The organism is Flavihumibacter solisilvae (assembly GCF_000814475.1).
Lineage (GTDB): Bacteria > Bacteroidota > Bacteroidia > Chitinophagales > Chitinophagaceae > Flavihumibacter > Flavihumibacter solisilvae.
Genome location: NZ_JSVC01000013.1, coordinates 91,488 through 107,213 on the forward strand (window position 1 = coordinate 91,488; position 15,726 = coordinate 107,213).

Genomic DNA, 15,726 nt, shown 5'->3' on the forward strand with positions numbered 1-15,726 from the left:
TTGTATTTCGTTTTTGTTTTTATTGAACGGCGGCAAGGGCTTTACCGGCCGGGATAATCTCAACTGTTTTAATTTTGGTAAGCCTGCCGAGAAGGGCATCAAGATACTCCGCCCGCATCGGACCCCATCCTTCATCATCCAGTCCGTGTGTGTTATAAATTAACCAGCCTGACTGTTGCTTCAAAAGGTTTTCTATCTCCTGGTCAAGGTGATCCTCTATATTGTCAGGGCCATGTGTGGTGCAGGTCAGGAATGACTGGCCTTTATGGGGAAGTTTATTGATCGCAGGACCTCCGGTGCGGAATGCCATTACCTGGGTTGGCAGCCATTCTTCCAGCTCGGGTGTTGACGCATTGTGCGGGAAATTAAAGACACTTTTTTTTGCTTCAAATCCATCCAGGTGTTTCGCAAAATAGTCTATACATTGCAGGATCAGTTTCCGGCTTTCTTCGAATGGCAGATCCCGCTTGTTCTTATGACTGTAACCGTGCATCATGACTTCATGCCCACGTTTTTGTAACTCATTCCAGAGCGCAAAATCCCCTACCGGCCACTGGTGATATTCATTCGGAAGCACAAAGCCTGGCTCGTGAGCTGTAGCGATCACATTTATGCAGGCAGGGAGATTATGTTTTTCGAAAATGGATGCAGTTTGCAGGCTTGACTCTTTGAAGCCGTCATCAAAACTGAGGGTCAGGTAATGTTTCTTTTTGGGTGATGAATCCGACAGTAGTGACAGGGGATCCGCCAAAGTCGCAAACGCGCCTGTTCCCAAAAGCTTTACAGCGTTTCTTCTTGTAATATTCGTCATTATTCAAAATGTTTAACCGGAAGATTATTGCCCAGTGCTTCCTCTACAGCCATTGCAAGGTCAGCAACGAGGCTTGTGTTTTCCCACTTTCGTATTATCTGTCCTTCCACTGAAACCAGGAAAGTGGTTGGAAAAGCAGTTACGCCATACCGTTCAATAGTTTTTTTGCTGCCGCTTAAAATTGCAGCCGGGCGGATTCCCTGGTCTTCGGAATAATTCTTTGTGCCGGTTGTGGTAATGTAATACACCGACAGACCATAGGCAGCATATTGTCTTTCCATGCTCTTCAGGAAACTAACCTGTGACTGGCTGACTGGGTTTCCCGGGTCGGCAAAGCACAGCAGGGTCAGCTTCCCGTTGAATTTGATCTTGGAAAGTGAAGGCGCCGGACCTGCGGGTTTGAGCCGCGATGCCGACATGAGAAATCCATGTTCTTCACTTCCGGAACTGCCATTCGTTCCGAGGTTGTAAAGGCTGCTTTTTTCATGCCCTGTCGCCTGTTGGAACCCTTGCAGCGAATGAAAGGCCTGTGACCTGTGTTTCCATTCAGGAACTACGCCTTCCTTTACAACATAACGATTATCCTCGCAGGTCATCGTATCATTCTTCATGTATAACAGCCTGCTGGTTTTCGAATGCACGACATTCCTGGAAAAAATATTGGGTCGTGTTCCGGTAAAGTCTGCATCGATCCTTATTGCATGGGTATCCCTTACCGGGTTCCAGAAGCTGCTGTTATTATACACCTGTACGCCGTCAAGTTTCCCCCCGCCCCAGGTGAAAATGAAAAAATCACCTTCATATGCAAATGAAGTATCCCGGCCATTGTTCGACAATACATTGTATCGCACAACCGAGTTTACAGTCGGGGAGGTTGCATCTGCACCGAACACGGAAACTCCGTATCCCGCACAATCATGACCGTAACAATATTGGATGGTACTGTTGGTTTGCAGATAGTCGATATCAAATGCCCCGCCGTCTGTAGTATTAGCCTGCACATGCGAAGCTTCAGAATATTGGATGGTGCAGTTCTCTGCATCAAAGAACCACGCGCCCAGGCCGCCAAGGTTTCGTCCCGGGTATTTAGGCCAGGCGCCGTTGCGATACATCACGCAATATTCTATAAAACTGTTCTGAACGCGGTTCATCCGGATTCCATCGGCCGCAGAATATTCCGCCGTACAGTTCCTGATATAATTTGCATTCCCTCTTTTGCCGTTTAGCTTACCTGACGAGATGCTGAGGCAGGTCCACCGGTAATTATATCGCACGATGCAATTATCTATCACCACATCATTGAAGAGGCTATTGAAATATTCCGGTTTTCCCTGTTCGTTCAACCTGCCGTTTACCACGACGATCCCGCCGGTTGTGGTCGAATAATCCCAGTCTATCTGGGTCGTATCGCCGATATCGTGTACATAACAATTTGTAATATGGATGCCATTAAGCGACTGACCGTCTTTGGTGCATCCCACGAATATTCCGGCCATATTACCGCCCGTTGTTTCAATGTCAGCGATACTCCAGTATTGTTCATTCATCATCTGAATCGCAAAATCAATTCCGGCGGCATTGATCAACGGTCTTTTCCCATCGCCATAGGAGAGGATCCGGATGGATTTTTCAATTGAGCCCGAACCCTTCAGCACCAGGCTGCCGGTAAAAGATGAGCCTCTTTTGAGCAGGATGCGGTCACCGGGGCTGTATTGTATTTTGCTGATCTGCTCCAGTGTTTTCCAGGCTTTGGCGGGTTGACGCCCGCTGTTTTGATCGTTGCCCGCCTTGCTGTCGACAAAATAATCGGCACCATAGGCAAATGTTGAAAACCCAGGAACAAGAATCAGGAAAATCAACTTGATGAAACGGTACATTTTCATATATGGTTTTGCAATCGTGGTTGTTGAGCCTGAATTTAAAAAGAACTGGTCTGGTAACCGGCTCAACCATGTGAAAATCTATGTGATCAGTAAAAAAGTCCATCGTCATTACTTCCATATCATTGTAAGTTTGAGAAGGAAATTAATTCGACACTGTCATTACCAACTGATCTGCTTAGCCATGTACAGGGAACCAAAAGTCAACACAGCTTATGTTACCGGCATCTCATTCATTTCTGCAATGGGCGGCTACCTGTTTGGATTTGATTTTGCAGTGATCTCAGGTGCGTTGCCATTCCTGCAGAAGGAGTTTAATCTGAATGCATATTGGGAAGGATTTGCAACGGGAAGCCTTGCACTGGGTGCCATAGCAGGCTGCCTGCTTGCAGGTGTGGTTTCCGGGAAGTATGGCAGGAAACCGGGACTACTTTTGGCTGCCGTTATTTTCATATTGTCGTCCCTTGCAATGGCGTTTGCACCAGGCCGTGATTTTTTCATCGCTTCCCGTTTCGCTGCCGGTATAGGCGTAGGTATGGCGTCTATGCTTTCCCCGATGTATATCGCAGAAGTTTCACCTGCACACTTCCGTGGCAGGATGGTTGCCATCAACCAGCTCACGATTGTAATTGGAATACTGGTGACCAACCTGGTCAATTACAGTCTTCGAAACCAGGGTGTGGATGCCTGGCGCTGGATGTTCGGTCTTGGCTCAATTCCATCTGCATTGTTTTTTGCAGGCTCACTCTGGCTTCCTGAAAGTCCGAGATGGCTGGTGAGGGCGGGGAAAAAAGATCGGGCGAGTGCCGTCTTAAGCAGGATCGGGGGAAGTGACTATGCTGCAAATACCCTGGGAAGTATTGAAGCGTCGTTTACCGGCGAGGGAAGGTTTGACTACAGATCGGTGTTTCACAGCGCCGTGTTACCTGCAGTGCTGATCGGGATCGGACTCGCCGTGTTCCAGCAACTATGCGGAATTAATGTGGTGTTCAATTATACAACGAAGATTTTTGCCAGCATCGGTGCTTCACAGGATGACCAGCTGTTGCAGACAGTTTTTATCGGCGGGGTGAACCTGCTGTTTACCCTGCTGGCAATGCTGCTGGTGGATAAACTTGGCCGCAAGCCACTGATGCTGATTGGTGCGGGTGGACTTGCATTACTTTACCTGGTCGTTGTACAAATGCTTGCAACAGGCTCGCAGGACGTTTCCTGGTTTCTGCTGGCAGCTATCGGAACCTATGCCATGAGCCTGGCACCGGTTACCTGGGTGTTGATCGCCGAGATCTTTCCTAACAGGATCCGGTCTGCCGCTACAACTATTGCAGTTCTCTGCCTCTGGCTTGCATATTTCATCCTCATTTTCACATTCCCTATCCTGTTCGATGAACTGGCTGATAACACATTCTATATCTATTCCGCCATTTGTATTATCGGTTTTGCCTTTGTATGGTTTCGGGTTAAAGAAACCAAAGGAAAATCACTGGAAGAAATGGAAGGGGTATTCCAAAGTCACTAAAAAATCAAAGGCAACAGCATGAGCGTTAAAGCATGGGAGGAAAAGGTATCTATTCCTACATACCGGGCAGGAGTACCCGATAAGAACCCGATGTTTCTCGAGAAAAGGGTTTACCAGGGTAGCAGCGGGGCGGTTTATCCATATCCTGTAATTGACAGTGTGAGCGATGAAAAGGAAGACATCTGCTACAGGGCTGTTTTCCTGGAAAATGAATACCTGAAAATTATGATCCTCCCGGAATTGGGTGGCAGGATCCAGATGGCATATGATAAAACAAACAACTATCATTTTGTCTATTACAACCGGGTTATTAAACCGGCCCTTGTTGGATTGACCGGCCCGTGGATCTCGGGCGGCATCGAGTTTAACTGGCCCCAGCACCACAGGCCGAGCACATTCGAGGAAGTGGATTTTTCCATCGAATCCAATAGTGATGGCAGTGTGACAGTTTGGGTAAGTGAAATTGAAAAGATGACACACACAAAGGGCATGGCTGGTTTCACCCTGTATCCTGGTAAGGCATATCTGGAGATCAGGGGCAGGATTTATAATCGAACACCATTAGCACAGTCTTTTTTGTGGTGGGCAAATCCTGCAGTTTCGGTTAATGAACACTACCAGTCGGTTTTTCCCCCGGACGTAAACGCAGTGTTCGATCATGGTAAAAGGGACGTATCATCGTTTCCTGTTGCAACAGGAACTTATTACAAAGTGGATTATAGTCCCGGTACTGATATCTCGTGGTATAAGAATATCCCGGTTCCTACTTCCTATATGGCTGTTAGTTCAGCTTATGATTTCGTGGGCGGTTATGATCATAGCAGACGGGCAGGGATACTGCATGTGGCAAACCATCATATTTCGCCCGGCAAAAAGCAATGGACCTGGGGATGCGGTGAATTCGGGAAGGCATGGGATCGCCAGCTTACCGATGAAGATGGACCATACTTCGAGCTGATGACCGGGATGTTTACTGATAACCAGCCAGATTTTGGCTGGATCATGCCAAATGAAGAGCGAAGCTTCCGGCAATATTTCATGCCCTATAAAAATATCGGCTACGTAAAGAATGCGACTGTCGATGCGGCTGTGAACCTTGAAGTGAATGGTAACCAGGTAAAGGTCAGCGTATATGTAACAGCCGCCAGGAATAATGTATGCATTTCATTGCTGCACGGCGATCAGTTGATATTTGAAACTGTTGATAGCCTGTCCCCGGTCAATGCTTTCGAACATGTATTGTCATTGCCGGAAAACGCAGACCCGTTGAATCTTCGGCTGGATGTTACCGATAGTGAGGGAATAGAATTGGTTTCATATACTCCGCCCCCCGAATTGGAAGCTGAAGTGCCTGATCCTGCACGTTCACTTTTGCAGCCTGGTGAGATTGAAACAAATGAGGAATTGTTTTTAGCTGGCCTGCACCTGGAACAATACAGGCACGCTACTTTTTTGCCGACCGCTTATTATGAAGAAGCGTTGCGCCGGGAACCATCAGATTACAGGTGTAACAACGCACTCGGGTTATGGTACCTGCGTCACGGCAAATTTGAGAAAGCCACTGGCTATTTCTGCACGGCTATTGCCACACTGGCCAATTTCAATCCCAATCCATATGATGGTGAGCCGCTTTACAACCTGGCTGTGGCGTTGTTCTATTCAGGGAAATATGATGAAGCCTACAGTTTGTTTTACAAGGCCACGTGGAATGCCGCCTGGCAGGATAATAGTTTTCTTTTTCTTGCAAGGATCGACCTGGTGAATAAAAGGTATGCTTTTGCGCTTGAACATGCAGAAAAATCCATTGCCAGGAATTATAACGGCTACCAGGCAAGGCATCTTAAGTCAGTTTTGTTGCGGAAACTAAACAGGCTACGGGAGGCGGAAGCGTTTTCGCTGTCAACCCTGCACATCGATCCATTTGAGTTTGGAAGTGGATATGAACTCTACTTTGTATTGTCGGCTCAGGGTAAAACTGACGAGGGTGAGCAATGGCTGTATGAACTCGAAAGCAGGATGCGTGCTGAGCCACACAACTATATTGAAGTGGCAATCGATTATGCCCGTGCCGGACTTTTTTCCGAAGCTATTGCAATCCTTGAAAGATCTGCACTGAAATCACGTAACCGCTTTACTTATTACTACCTGTCCTGTTACAGTGTGCTGGCAAGAGAAAAAGAACAAGCCTTAAAGTATGCAATCAAGGCACTGGAATGCAGCGGCGGCGATTACTTTCTCAACAGGCTGGAAGATATCCAGGTGCTGCAGGCTATAACACAGATCAATTCAACTGATTACCTGGCCTTGTATCATTTGGGCAATACCTGGTATGATAAAAGACAATATGATGACGCCATAGATGCCTGGGAAAAATGTGCCGAACTGAACAACGCATTTCCAACTGTTCACCGGAACCTGGGCATCGCCTGCTTCAACAGGAAAGGGGACAGGCACGCCGCGTTGGAGCACTACCAAACCGCTTTTGAACTGGACAACACAGATGCAAGGATCCTGTTTGAGCTTGACCAGTTGAAAAAGCGACTCAACCACCCGGTTGAAGAACGTTATTCGATACTCTGCCGATATATGGACCTGGTAAATATGCGGGATGATCTGTTCATTGAATGGGTGACTGTACTAAACCTGCTGGGAAGACACCGGGAAGCTGATTCTGCACTGGCGACCAGGAAATTTCATCCATGGGAAGGAGGAGAAGGTAAGGTGTCAAAACAGTATGTAAATACGAAACTTGCGCTGGCCCTTGAAGCTTACAGGAGCAAAGAATGCGAATACGCCCTTCGGTTGTTATCCGAGGCACGGCAGTATCCCGACAACCTTGGCGAAGGAAAACTCCATGGTGCCTGTGAGAATGATATCCACTACTGGCTCGGCTGTGTTTACGAGTGCATGCATGAATATGACAAGGCGAAACATCATTGGGAAATTGCTTCCAATGGATTGACGGACCCGTCACCCGTTGTATATTACAATGATCAGCAACCTGATAAAATATTCTACCAGGCTCTTGCATTGTTGAAGTTGCAAAGGCCGGTCGAAGCAGAGCAACGGCTTCATGACCTGGTTCAATATGGCAGGACACACCTGCATGATGAAATGAAGATCGACTATTTTGCCGTGTCTCTTCCTGACCTGCTGCTCTTTGACGATGACCTGGAGAGAAGAAACAGTGAGCATTGCGAATATCTTATCGGGCTTGGTTTGATGGGGCTTGGATTGACAGATGAAGCAAACAGTCATTTTCGTGGCATATTGACATTGAATCCAGCGCATGAAGGCGCCATTATTCACCTTGGCCTGGTGAAAGAAGAGTTGATTTCAAATTCTGATTAATAGCATGATGTATTGCAGAGTAATCCCTATTGTCGTCAGCCTGGCTGTCGTTTCAATGTTCACATGCTGCACCGCCAGCCGTGACGAAGCTTCCATTGATCTTTCCGGTGAATGGACATTCGGCATCGATTCCCTGGATAAAGGAATAGAACAGGAATGGTTCAACCAGCCGCTGCCGGATAAGGTGAAACTTCCCGGTTCCATGCTGACCAATGGCAAGGGTAATGAGGTAAAGGCAGATAGTGCGTGGACAGCCGGCATCTGGAATGATGACTGGTTCAAAAAACCGGAATATGCCAGGTATCGCGAGCCCGGCAACGTGAAAATTTCGTTTTGGCTTCAGCCATTAAAACGGTACACCGGGGTAGCGTGGTACCAGAAAGAGATCGAGATTCCCGAAAACTGGAACGACAGGCATATTGAGCTTTTCCTCGAACGTTGTCACTGGGAAACAAGCCTGTGGATCGACGATGTGAAAATCGGGATGCAGAATGCATTGGGTGCACCGCATAAATATGATCTCAGTAAACTTGTTAAACCCGGCAAACACAAACTGACATTGCGGATTGATAACCGGGTTAAAGAAATTGACCCAGGTGCTGATGCCCACAGTATAAGCGATAACACACAAACAAACTGGAACGGGGTGATCGGTGAAATGAAGCTTGTGTCACGCCCGCCTGTTTACATCAGCAGTGTTCAACTGTTTCCTGATATTGACAGGAAAATTGTTACAGCGAGGATCTCTGTGCGTAACCTGGCTGGCAGGCCTGGTAACTACCAGTTGAAATTGCAGGCCAGGTCCAAAAACGGTCCGGAGAAAAAGGTAGAAGCACTTTATAAGGAAGTTAGTGTGGCTGCGGACAGTACGGACCTGGTTGTTGAATATCCTATGGGTGTCTCGCCATTGTTATGGGACGAATTTAATCCCTGGTATTATGCCATGGAAGTTTCCATAAAAGGCGACCAGGAAACCGACAGCCGGACGCTGGATTTCGGCATGCGCAAGGTTGGAATTGCGGGTAAGCAGATAACCATTAACAGCCGGCCGGTGTTTTTGCGTGGCACACTGGAATGTGCCATTTTTCCGGAAACCGGGTATCCGCCGACCAGGGAAGATGAGTGGCAACGGATATTTAAGATTTGTAAATCATATGGTCTGAACCATATCCGCTTTCATTCCTGGTGCCCGCCAGAAGCAGCATTCACAGCTGCTGATAAGGCCGGCATTTACCTGGCCGTTGAAAGCTCCGCATGGGCCACGGTAGGGGATGGCAAGCCAATTGACCAGTATGTATATGATGAAAGCAACCGGATCGTTTCTGCTTTCGGCAATCATCCGTCGTTCTGTTTAATGGCATACGGCAACGAAGCCCATGGCGATAACGCTGTTCCGTATCTTACCGGCTTTGTGAATTACTGGAAGGAGAAAGACAAGCGGCGGATCTATACCTCTTCCTCCGGTTTTCCTGCGAGCCCGGCCAGCGAATACACCAGTTCGGGCGCTGCAAGGATCCAGTGGTGGGAGGGCGGACTGACCAGTCCCATCAATGCAAAGCCACCTGCATCCAATTACGAATGGACTCCCTATCTTGAAAAAGACAAACCGACAGTGAGTCACGAAATTGGTCAGTGGTGCGTATATCCTGATTTCAGGGAAATGAGCAGGTATAACGGTGTCCTCAAACCGAAAAATTTTGAGATCTTCCGCGACCGGCTTGCAGATAATCATTTACTACACCTGGCAGACAGTTTCCTGCTAGCATCTGGCAAGCTGCAGGTACTCTGCTACAAGGCAGATATCGAAGCCGCATTCAGGACTCCGGAGTTCGCGGGATTCCAGCTGCTCGACCTTCATGATTTCCCCGGACAGGGCACCGCACTTGTCGGCGTGCTCAATGCATTCTGGGAAGAAAAAGGATATGTAACGGCAAAAGAATTCAGGCGCTTCTGTAATTCCACGGTGCCGTTGGCTTCCATGCCGAAAATGATCTTCACAAACAATGAGCGATTAAACGCAAGGCTTGAAGTGGCGCATCATGGCGCAAAATCACTAAATGTACAAAACGCCGGATGGAAACTTCAGCGCGCAGATGGCAGCCTGCTCTACAATGAAAAATTGAAACCGGTCGAACTACAGGTCGGCAGGATCACATTGCTGGATTCTGTCAGCAAGCCTTTGACATCAATAACTTCCCCGGAAAAACTTACCCTTTCCCTGACCGTAGATACCTTTTCCAATTCTTGGGATGTTTGGGTGTATCCCGCAAAACTGCCGGTCGTTCCGGATGAGCAACAAATCAAAGTCGTTCAAAAAATTGATGAGGCAACTGTTCGTCACCTGGAAAGCGGTGGCACCGTACTTCTCACGCTGAAGAAGGGAACGGTGAAGCCTGAAAAAGGTGGAAGTATTGCAGTGGGATTCTCAAGTATTTTCTGGAATACTGCATGGACCAAAGGACAGGCACCACATACACTGGGTGTATTGTGTGATCCCAGGCATCCTGCACTGGCGGAGTTTCCTACTGAATACCACAGCAATTATCAGTGGTGGGATGCCATGAGCCATAGTGATGCCATTATAATTGATTCAGTAGATAACCGGATAAAGCCGATCGTAAGGATCATTGATGACTGGTTCACTGCAAGGCCGCTGGGGCTCGTCTTTGAATGTAAGGTCGGCAAAGGAAAGTTGTTGGTTACAGGTGTAGACCTGTTAAGTGAGGCGGGTTCACGACCCGAAGCAAGGCAGCTGCTCTTCAGCATTAAAAAATACATGGCGGGTGACGATTTTCATCCGGCAGTGGATGTAAACGTCGAAAGAATAAAATCCCTGCTGAAATAATCCACAGTTTATAATGAAAGAAATCCTGCGGTATTTATTGTCTTTATCTGTTGCGATCCAGTTCGCATCCTGCGCGGTAAAGGCCGTAGGGACAAACTATTATTTTGACCCCGTGAATGGCAATGACCAGCATGCGGGTACTGATCCGGCAAAGCCGTTCAAAAGTCTTGCAGTAATTCGCAAGATGGTGTTCAAACCGGGCGACAGTATCCTGCTGAAGTCGGGTGCCAGCTTCCAGGAGCAGCTGTTTTTGTCGGCGAAGGGAAGCGAAGATCATTCAATTGTAATTGGAAAATATGGCGGTGATAGCCGTCCTTATATCCAGGGCGATACTGCCAAAGCCCAGACCGTTTGGATCTATAATTCCGAACACGTGGTTGTCCGGGACCTGGAAGTTTCCAATGTAGCAGGCACTACATTGGAAAAGATCAGGGGCGTACTGGTCGAATTACATAATTACGGCAAGGCAAGAAATATTACACTCGACAACCTGTACGTCCGGGATATAAAGACATCCCGGAAATCTGGCGAGATCGGTGACGGCGGAGCGATCGTGATGAGCAACTTCCGGGATAATGGAACGGATTCGGTGTCGTCGAGCTTTCATGGACTGGTCGTCCAGAACTGTGTGATCAGGAACAGCGACTTCGGCGGCATTGGTATGTGGGGCAACTGGCAGCGTAAACGCTGGGATCCAAACCGAGGAGTGATCATCCGGAATAATCTGGTGGAAGGTATTGCAGGGCATGGGATTGTGCCGGTGGCCTGTGATGGTCCATTGGTAGAATATAATATTGTGAGGAATTCGCCCCAGTTATCGGTTGATGTGGATGGCGTTGATGGCATCTGGCCCTGGAGCTGTGACAACGCTGTTGTTCAGTACAACGTGGTAAGTGATATGAAATCGCAGTGGGACGCGTACGGCTTTGATGCAGACTATAACTGCAGCAATTCATTGTTCCAGTACAACCTCAGCTTTAACAATAAGGGCGGCTTTTTGCTCGTCTGTAATTCAGGAGGCTGGGGTCCTGATTGGAGCGTTGGAAATGTTGGATCACGGATCAGGTATAATGTCAGCATCAACGACGGGTTACGCGATTATATCGGTAAGAATGCAAAAGATTATTTCTCACCCGTGATCCACTGCACCGGATCAATAAAACAATCAGTAATAGAAAAGAACCTGGTCTATGTAAGAAAGAAGCCGGGTCCGCAGATCGACAGAACAATCCTGCACCTTAACAACTGGGGAGAAGGGTATTATCCGGATAGTACCTGGTTCAGGGACAATTACATTTACACGGAGGAGCCCAATCTTGCGGTGAATCCTGAGAACTCCACCAATCATTTCTTTGACAACAACAGGTACGTGGGATCACTGGAAGTACCAGCCCAAGGGTTTGAAGCACACCAAGGAAAATTCGACAGCAGCTTCTGGTATGATTCAACAGATGCGCACTGGAAGAAGCTGGTAAGTTTCCTGAGAGATAAAAAAGTTCCGCTTGATGGTCGCAATGTTCCTGTACTGGAGTTGCTTGGTTTTGAAGTCACACACGATGTGAACATTTTCCCCGACAGTGCGATCAATGATATTTCAAATCATCCTGTCGGCATGAACCTGAATTTCCTGATGGACGGAGGCCGGTTTCCCCATCCGGAAAGATCAGTGGCAGAGGCTATGAAGGACATGGGAATGAAATGGCTTCGCTACCCCGGTGGTGAGAAGTCAGACCTTAATTTATTCGGCGTTCCGCCTTATGAGAAAGCAATGCCAGCCTTGTCGCGCACAGCAGCCCTGGATGATTATCCGGGCATGTTCAGGGATGGAAAGTTCGTGTTTGATCCACTGGACTTTGATGAATACATGGCTCTTTGTCGCAAGGTCAATGCAGAACCTGTTGTAGTTGTGCCGGCAGACTGTTACCTGGTAAAACCGAAGGCAGGTGAGCGGGTTTCCAGTCGTGATGACCTGTTGAAGCATGCGGCAGAATGGGTAAGGTATGCCAATATCAAAAAGAAGTATGGCGTAAAATACTGGATGATAGGAAACGAATCCTGGAACATTAATAATCCCAATTCAACTGTTGATATCTACGCGCAGGACGTGATCGATTTTTCACGAATTATGAAGGCTGTTGACCCATCCGTTTTGATCATACCGAATGGTGCCAGCGAGGAGTTTTTTAAAACTGTTATCCAGAAAGCGGGTGATCACATAGACCGGGTTTGTGTCAGCAATTATGGCGTGTATGATTTTCACCGGGGGTACCAGTCTTACCTGGATACGGCAAGGGTGCTCATCTGGCCGGCGATGACTGCGATGGAAGCAGTTAACAAATACGCGAGCGAAAAGCAAAAGAAAAAGCTGAAAGTGATTGTTGCTGAATTCGGAACAATTGACTGGGCCAACAAATGGCATGGACATAACGACATGGGACATGCGATTGTAGCTTTTGATATGACCGGGCAGTTATTATCACAGCCGCAGGTTGAATTTTCCTGTTACTGGAATACCCGCTGGATAGAGAACGAGTCGAGGCCCGGCATTGACCATGATGCATTGGATAAGGACGGGAACTTCAACCCCACGGGCCAGGCTTTAAGCATCTGGGGCAATTTCATGGGAAAGCAAATGGTGAAAACAAATTCGACTGAACCTGTGATTGCTTATTCGAGCTATGATCATTCTGCAAAAAAACTGTTTGTTTACCTGGTTAATAAATCCGCTACACCGCAACAGGTAAACCTGGTTCTATCGGGACACAGGGCAAGCGCGGTAAAGTCGTGGGAGTATGCAGGAACGTCTTCAGAAGATCTGAAGCCCGTGTGGCAGGAAAGAACAGGAGTTGATACCGGGAAGTTTCCCTTGAGCGGTACATCAATAACTGTAATTGAAATGAACATCGATAAATGATTAATATGATAAAAAGGATCTGTTTCATCATTACCTGTATAGTAATGATTTTGGAAGGCAATGCCCAGGTTACCTTATTCGACTCCGGCTGGAAGTTTTTCCGCGGTGGTGCACAACGGGCGGAAATGTCAGACTATGACGATTCCAAATGGCGGAATGTCGATCTCCCTCACGACTGGAGTATTGAAGACCTTCCCGGCACAAATTCCCCGTTTGATCCCACAGCAGTAGGGCAGGTAAGCACCGGCTTTACAGTTGGTGGTTCCGGGTGGTACCGGAAGACATTTGTCATTCCGGCTGACCAGAAGGGCAAACGGATCCACATCCAGTTCGATGGTGTTTACATGAACACTGAATACTGGCTCAATGGTGAATCGATCGGGAAGCACCCTTATGGTTATACGAGCTGCTGGTTTGATATAACTGACAAGGTAAAGGCCGGCGAATCCAATGTGCTGGCAGTGCAGGTGAAGAATGAAGGGCAGAACAGCCGCTGGTACTCCGGCTCCGGAATTTACCGGCATGTCTGGCTGAAGGTGTTGGATCCCATTCACGTTGCGCCCTGGGGTACATATATCACCACACCTGAAGTTAGCGAATCAAGAGCCAAAGTGGTTATAAGGACTGAAGTTGAAAACATGGCGGCAACAGCTGCGGATCTCCGGGTTGTTACCAGGATCCTAAAAGACAAATCAGAGATCAGTAAAGCTGAGGCACGCGTGACATTAAACGCCGGGTCACCAGGTGAAGCAGAACAGGTCGCAATAGTGGAGCGCCCCATGTTATGGTCGACCGAAACCCCCAACCTCTACACCGCAGTAACGGAAGTTTACCAGGGCGACAGGCTCACCAACAGGAAAGAAGAAAAGTTCGGCATTCGCAGCATCCTGTTTGATGCAGTGAAGGGCTTCCAGTTGAATGGCAAACCCCTGAAGCTGAAAGGTGGATGCATACACCATGATAACGGCCCATTAGGAGCAAAAGCATATGACCGGGCAGAAGAACGACGGGTGGAATTGCTGAAAGCTGCCGGCTTCAACGCCATCCGCTCCTCGCATAATCCACCCTCACCGGCATTCCTCGATGCCTGCGACAGGCTGGGCATGCTTGTAATTGATGAGGCATTTGATATGTGGCGGATCCAGAATAATCCACATGACTACCATTTGTTTTTCGATGAGTGGTGGCAGCATGACATTGAAAGCATGGTAAAGCGGGATCGTAATCATCCATCCATAATCATGTGGAGTATCGGCAATGAGATCCGGGAAATGGAATCAGCACCGGTAATGGCAGTGGCAAAAATGCTGGGTGATCATATCCGCAAAATGGAACCGACACGACCGGTGACTGCCGCGGTGAACAATCTTCGCCCGCAGAAAGATCCCTTCTTCGCAAACCTCGATGTATGCGGGTATAACTATGCTGCCGGTGGTGATCATCTGCAGGAAAGCCTGTATGCGCAAGACCACAAGCGGTTATCCGACAGGGTTATGTTTGGTTCTGAATCATATCCCCTTGAGGCATTCGGTGCCTGGCAGGGAGTAGAAGAAAATCCATATGTGATCGGTGATTTCGTATGGACGGCATTCGATTATATCGGTGAAGCAAGTATTGGCTGGCGGGGGTATTGGCAGGAAAGCAGTTTCTATCCCTGGAACCTGGCATATTGCGGCGATATTGATATCTGCGGCTGGCGGCGTCCGCAATCGTACTACCGTGAAGCGCTTTGGCGGGAAAATACACTCGGACTTTTTGTGAAGCCCCCCGTGCCTACATTCCCTTTAAATCCGAATAAACAATCGTGGAGCAAATGGGAGTGGCATGATGTACTTCCGGATTGGAACTGGAAAGGATACGAAGGCCAGCCGCTTGAAGTGAGCGTGTATTCTTCCTTCGACCAGGCGGAGCTTTTCCTGAACGGGAAGTCGCTTGGAAAAAAGGCGACAGGTAAAGCAAATAAATATGAAGCGAAATGGCAGGTGAGGTATAGCAGTGGTGAACTGAAAGCAGTGGGTTACAGGGGAAAAAAAGATGTAGCTACATCTGTACTGCGCACAGCAGCTGAGCCGGTTGCCCTTAAGCTTTTAGCTGACAGACCAGTAATTAACGCCGACGGGCAGGACCTGAGTTACGTTACAGTAGAGCTGGTTGATGAAAAAGGAAATAAAGATCCAAAAGCAGATAACCTGGTAAAGTTTGAGATAGAAGGGAATGGGACAATTGTAGCGGTTGGCAACGCTAATCCTATGAGTATTGAAAGTTACCAGCAACATCAAAGGACGGCCTGGCAGGGACGGTGCCTGGTGATTGTGAAATCTGATGTGAAAGCAGGAACCATTAAACTGAGGGCAGTTTCTGCAGGCCTGAAAACAGGAGAAATAACAATCGAATCAAAATAGCAAT

The 15,726-nt window shown here is 47.9% G+C and carries 7 protein-coding genes; 5 read left to right on the plus strand and 2 right to left on the minus strand.

The window, feature by feature from the left end:
- Positions 1-19 precede the first annotated feature (19 nt).
- Positions 20-811 carry a polysaccharide deacetylase family protein gene (locus OI18_RS11945; RefSeq protein ID WP_039140094.1) on the minus strand — a complete coding sequence of 264 codons (792 nt, stop codon included), beginning with the start codon at positions 809-811 and terminating at the stop codon, positions 20-22.
- A complete protein-coding gene (locus OI18_RS11950) occupies positions 811-2,688 on the minus strand; it encodes a right-handed parallel beta-helix repeat-containing protein (protein WP_039140096.1) in 1,878 nt (625 codons plus the stop codon). Before OI18_RS11950 ends, OI18_RS11945 begins: the two co-directional genes overlap by 1 nt.
- On the opposite strand from OI18_RS11950, the gene OI18_RS11955 reads away from it, so the two are divergent.
- The 5 genes from OI18_RS11955 to OI18_RS11980 are packed head-to-tail and all read left to right on the plus strand — an operon-like array spanning position 2,675 to position 15,722.
- The gene (locus OI18_RS11955) at positions 2,675-4,210 is read left to right on the plus strand and encodes a sugar porter family MFS transporter (protein WP_240312764.1); all 1,536 of its coding nucleotides are present in this window, start codon (positions 2,675-2,677) and stop codon (positions 4,208-4,210) included. The two genes, OI18_RS11950 and OI18_RS11955, sit on opposite strands and share 14 nt — an antisense overlap.
- An 18-nt stretch (positions 4,211-4,228) precedes the next feature.
- Positions 4,229-7,561, plus strand: a complete 3,333-nt coding sequence (locus tag OI18_RS11960) for a DUF5107 domain-containing protein (protein ID WP_039140097.1) — start codon at positions 4,229-4,231, stop codon at positions 7,559-7,561.
- 4 nt (positions 7,562-7,565) lie between these two features.
- The gene (locus OI18_RS11965) at positions 7,566-10,406 is read left to right on the plus strand and encodes a sugar-binding domain-containing protein (protein WP_039140098.1); all 2,841 of its coding nucleotides are present in this window, start codon (positions 7,566-7,568) and stop codon (positions 10,404-10,406) included.
- Between the two features lie 13 nt (positions 10,407-10,419).
- Positions 10,420-13,320 (plus strand): right-handed parallel beta-helix repeat-containing protein, encoded by a 2,901-nt coding sequence (locus tag OI18_RS24875; protein ID WP_205410036.1) that lies wholly within the window; start codon positions 10,420-10,422, stop codon positions 13,318-13,320.
- Between the two features lie 5 nt (positions 13,321-13,325).
- Complete coding sequence (locus tag OI18_RS11980; protein WP_052273167.1) at positions 13,326-15,722, plus strand: glycoside hydrolase family 2 TIM barrel-domain containing protein; 2,397 nt, start codon at positions 13,326-13,328, stop codon at positions 15,720-15,722.
- Positions 15,723-15,726: the final 4 nt, after the last annotated feature.

What these genes read in the sequence shown, in the direction of transcription:
- OI18_RS11945 (WP_039140094.1), bottom strand. Translation starts at nt 811, where the DNA reads ATGACGAATATTACAAGAAGAAACGCTGTAAAGCTTTTGGGAACAGGC.
- OI18_RS11955 (WP_240312764.1), top strand. Translation starts at nt 2,675, where the DNA reads ATGAAACGGTACATTTTCATATATGGTTTTGCAATCGTGGTTGTTGAG.
- OI18_RS11950 (WP_039140096.1), bottom strand. Translation starts at nt 2,688, where the DNA reads ATGTACCGTTTCATCAAGTTGATTTTCCTGATTCTTGTTCCTGGGTTT.
- OI18_RS11960 (WP_039140097.1), top strand. Translation starts at nt 4,229, where the DNA reads ATGAGCGTTAAAGCATGGGAGGAAAAGGTATCTATTCCTACATACCGG.
- OI18_RS11965 (WP_039140098.1), top strand. Translation starts at nt 7,566, where the DNA reads ATGATGTATTGCAGAGTAATCCCTATTGTCGTCAGCCTGGCTGTCGTT.
- OI18_RS24875 (WP_205410036.1), top strand. Translation starts at nt 10,420, where the DNA reads ATGAAAGAAATCCTGCGGTATTTATTGTCTTTATCTGTTGCGATCCAG.
- OI18_RS11980 (WP_052273167.1), top strand. Translation starts at nt 13,326, where the DNA reads ATGATAAAAAGGATCTGTTTCATCATTACCTGTATAGTAATGATTTTG.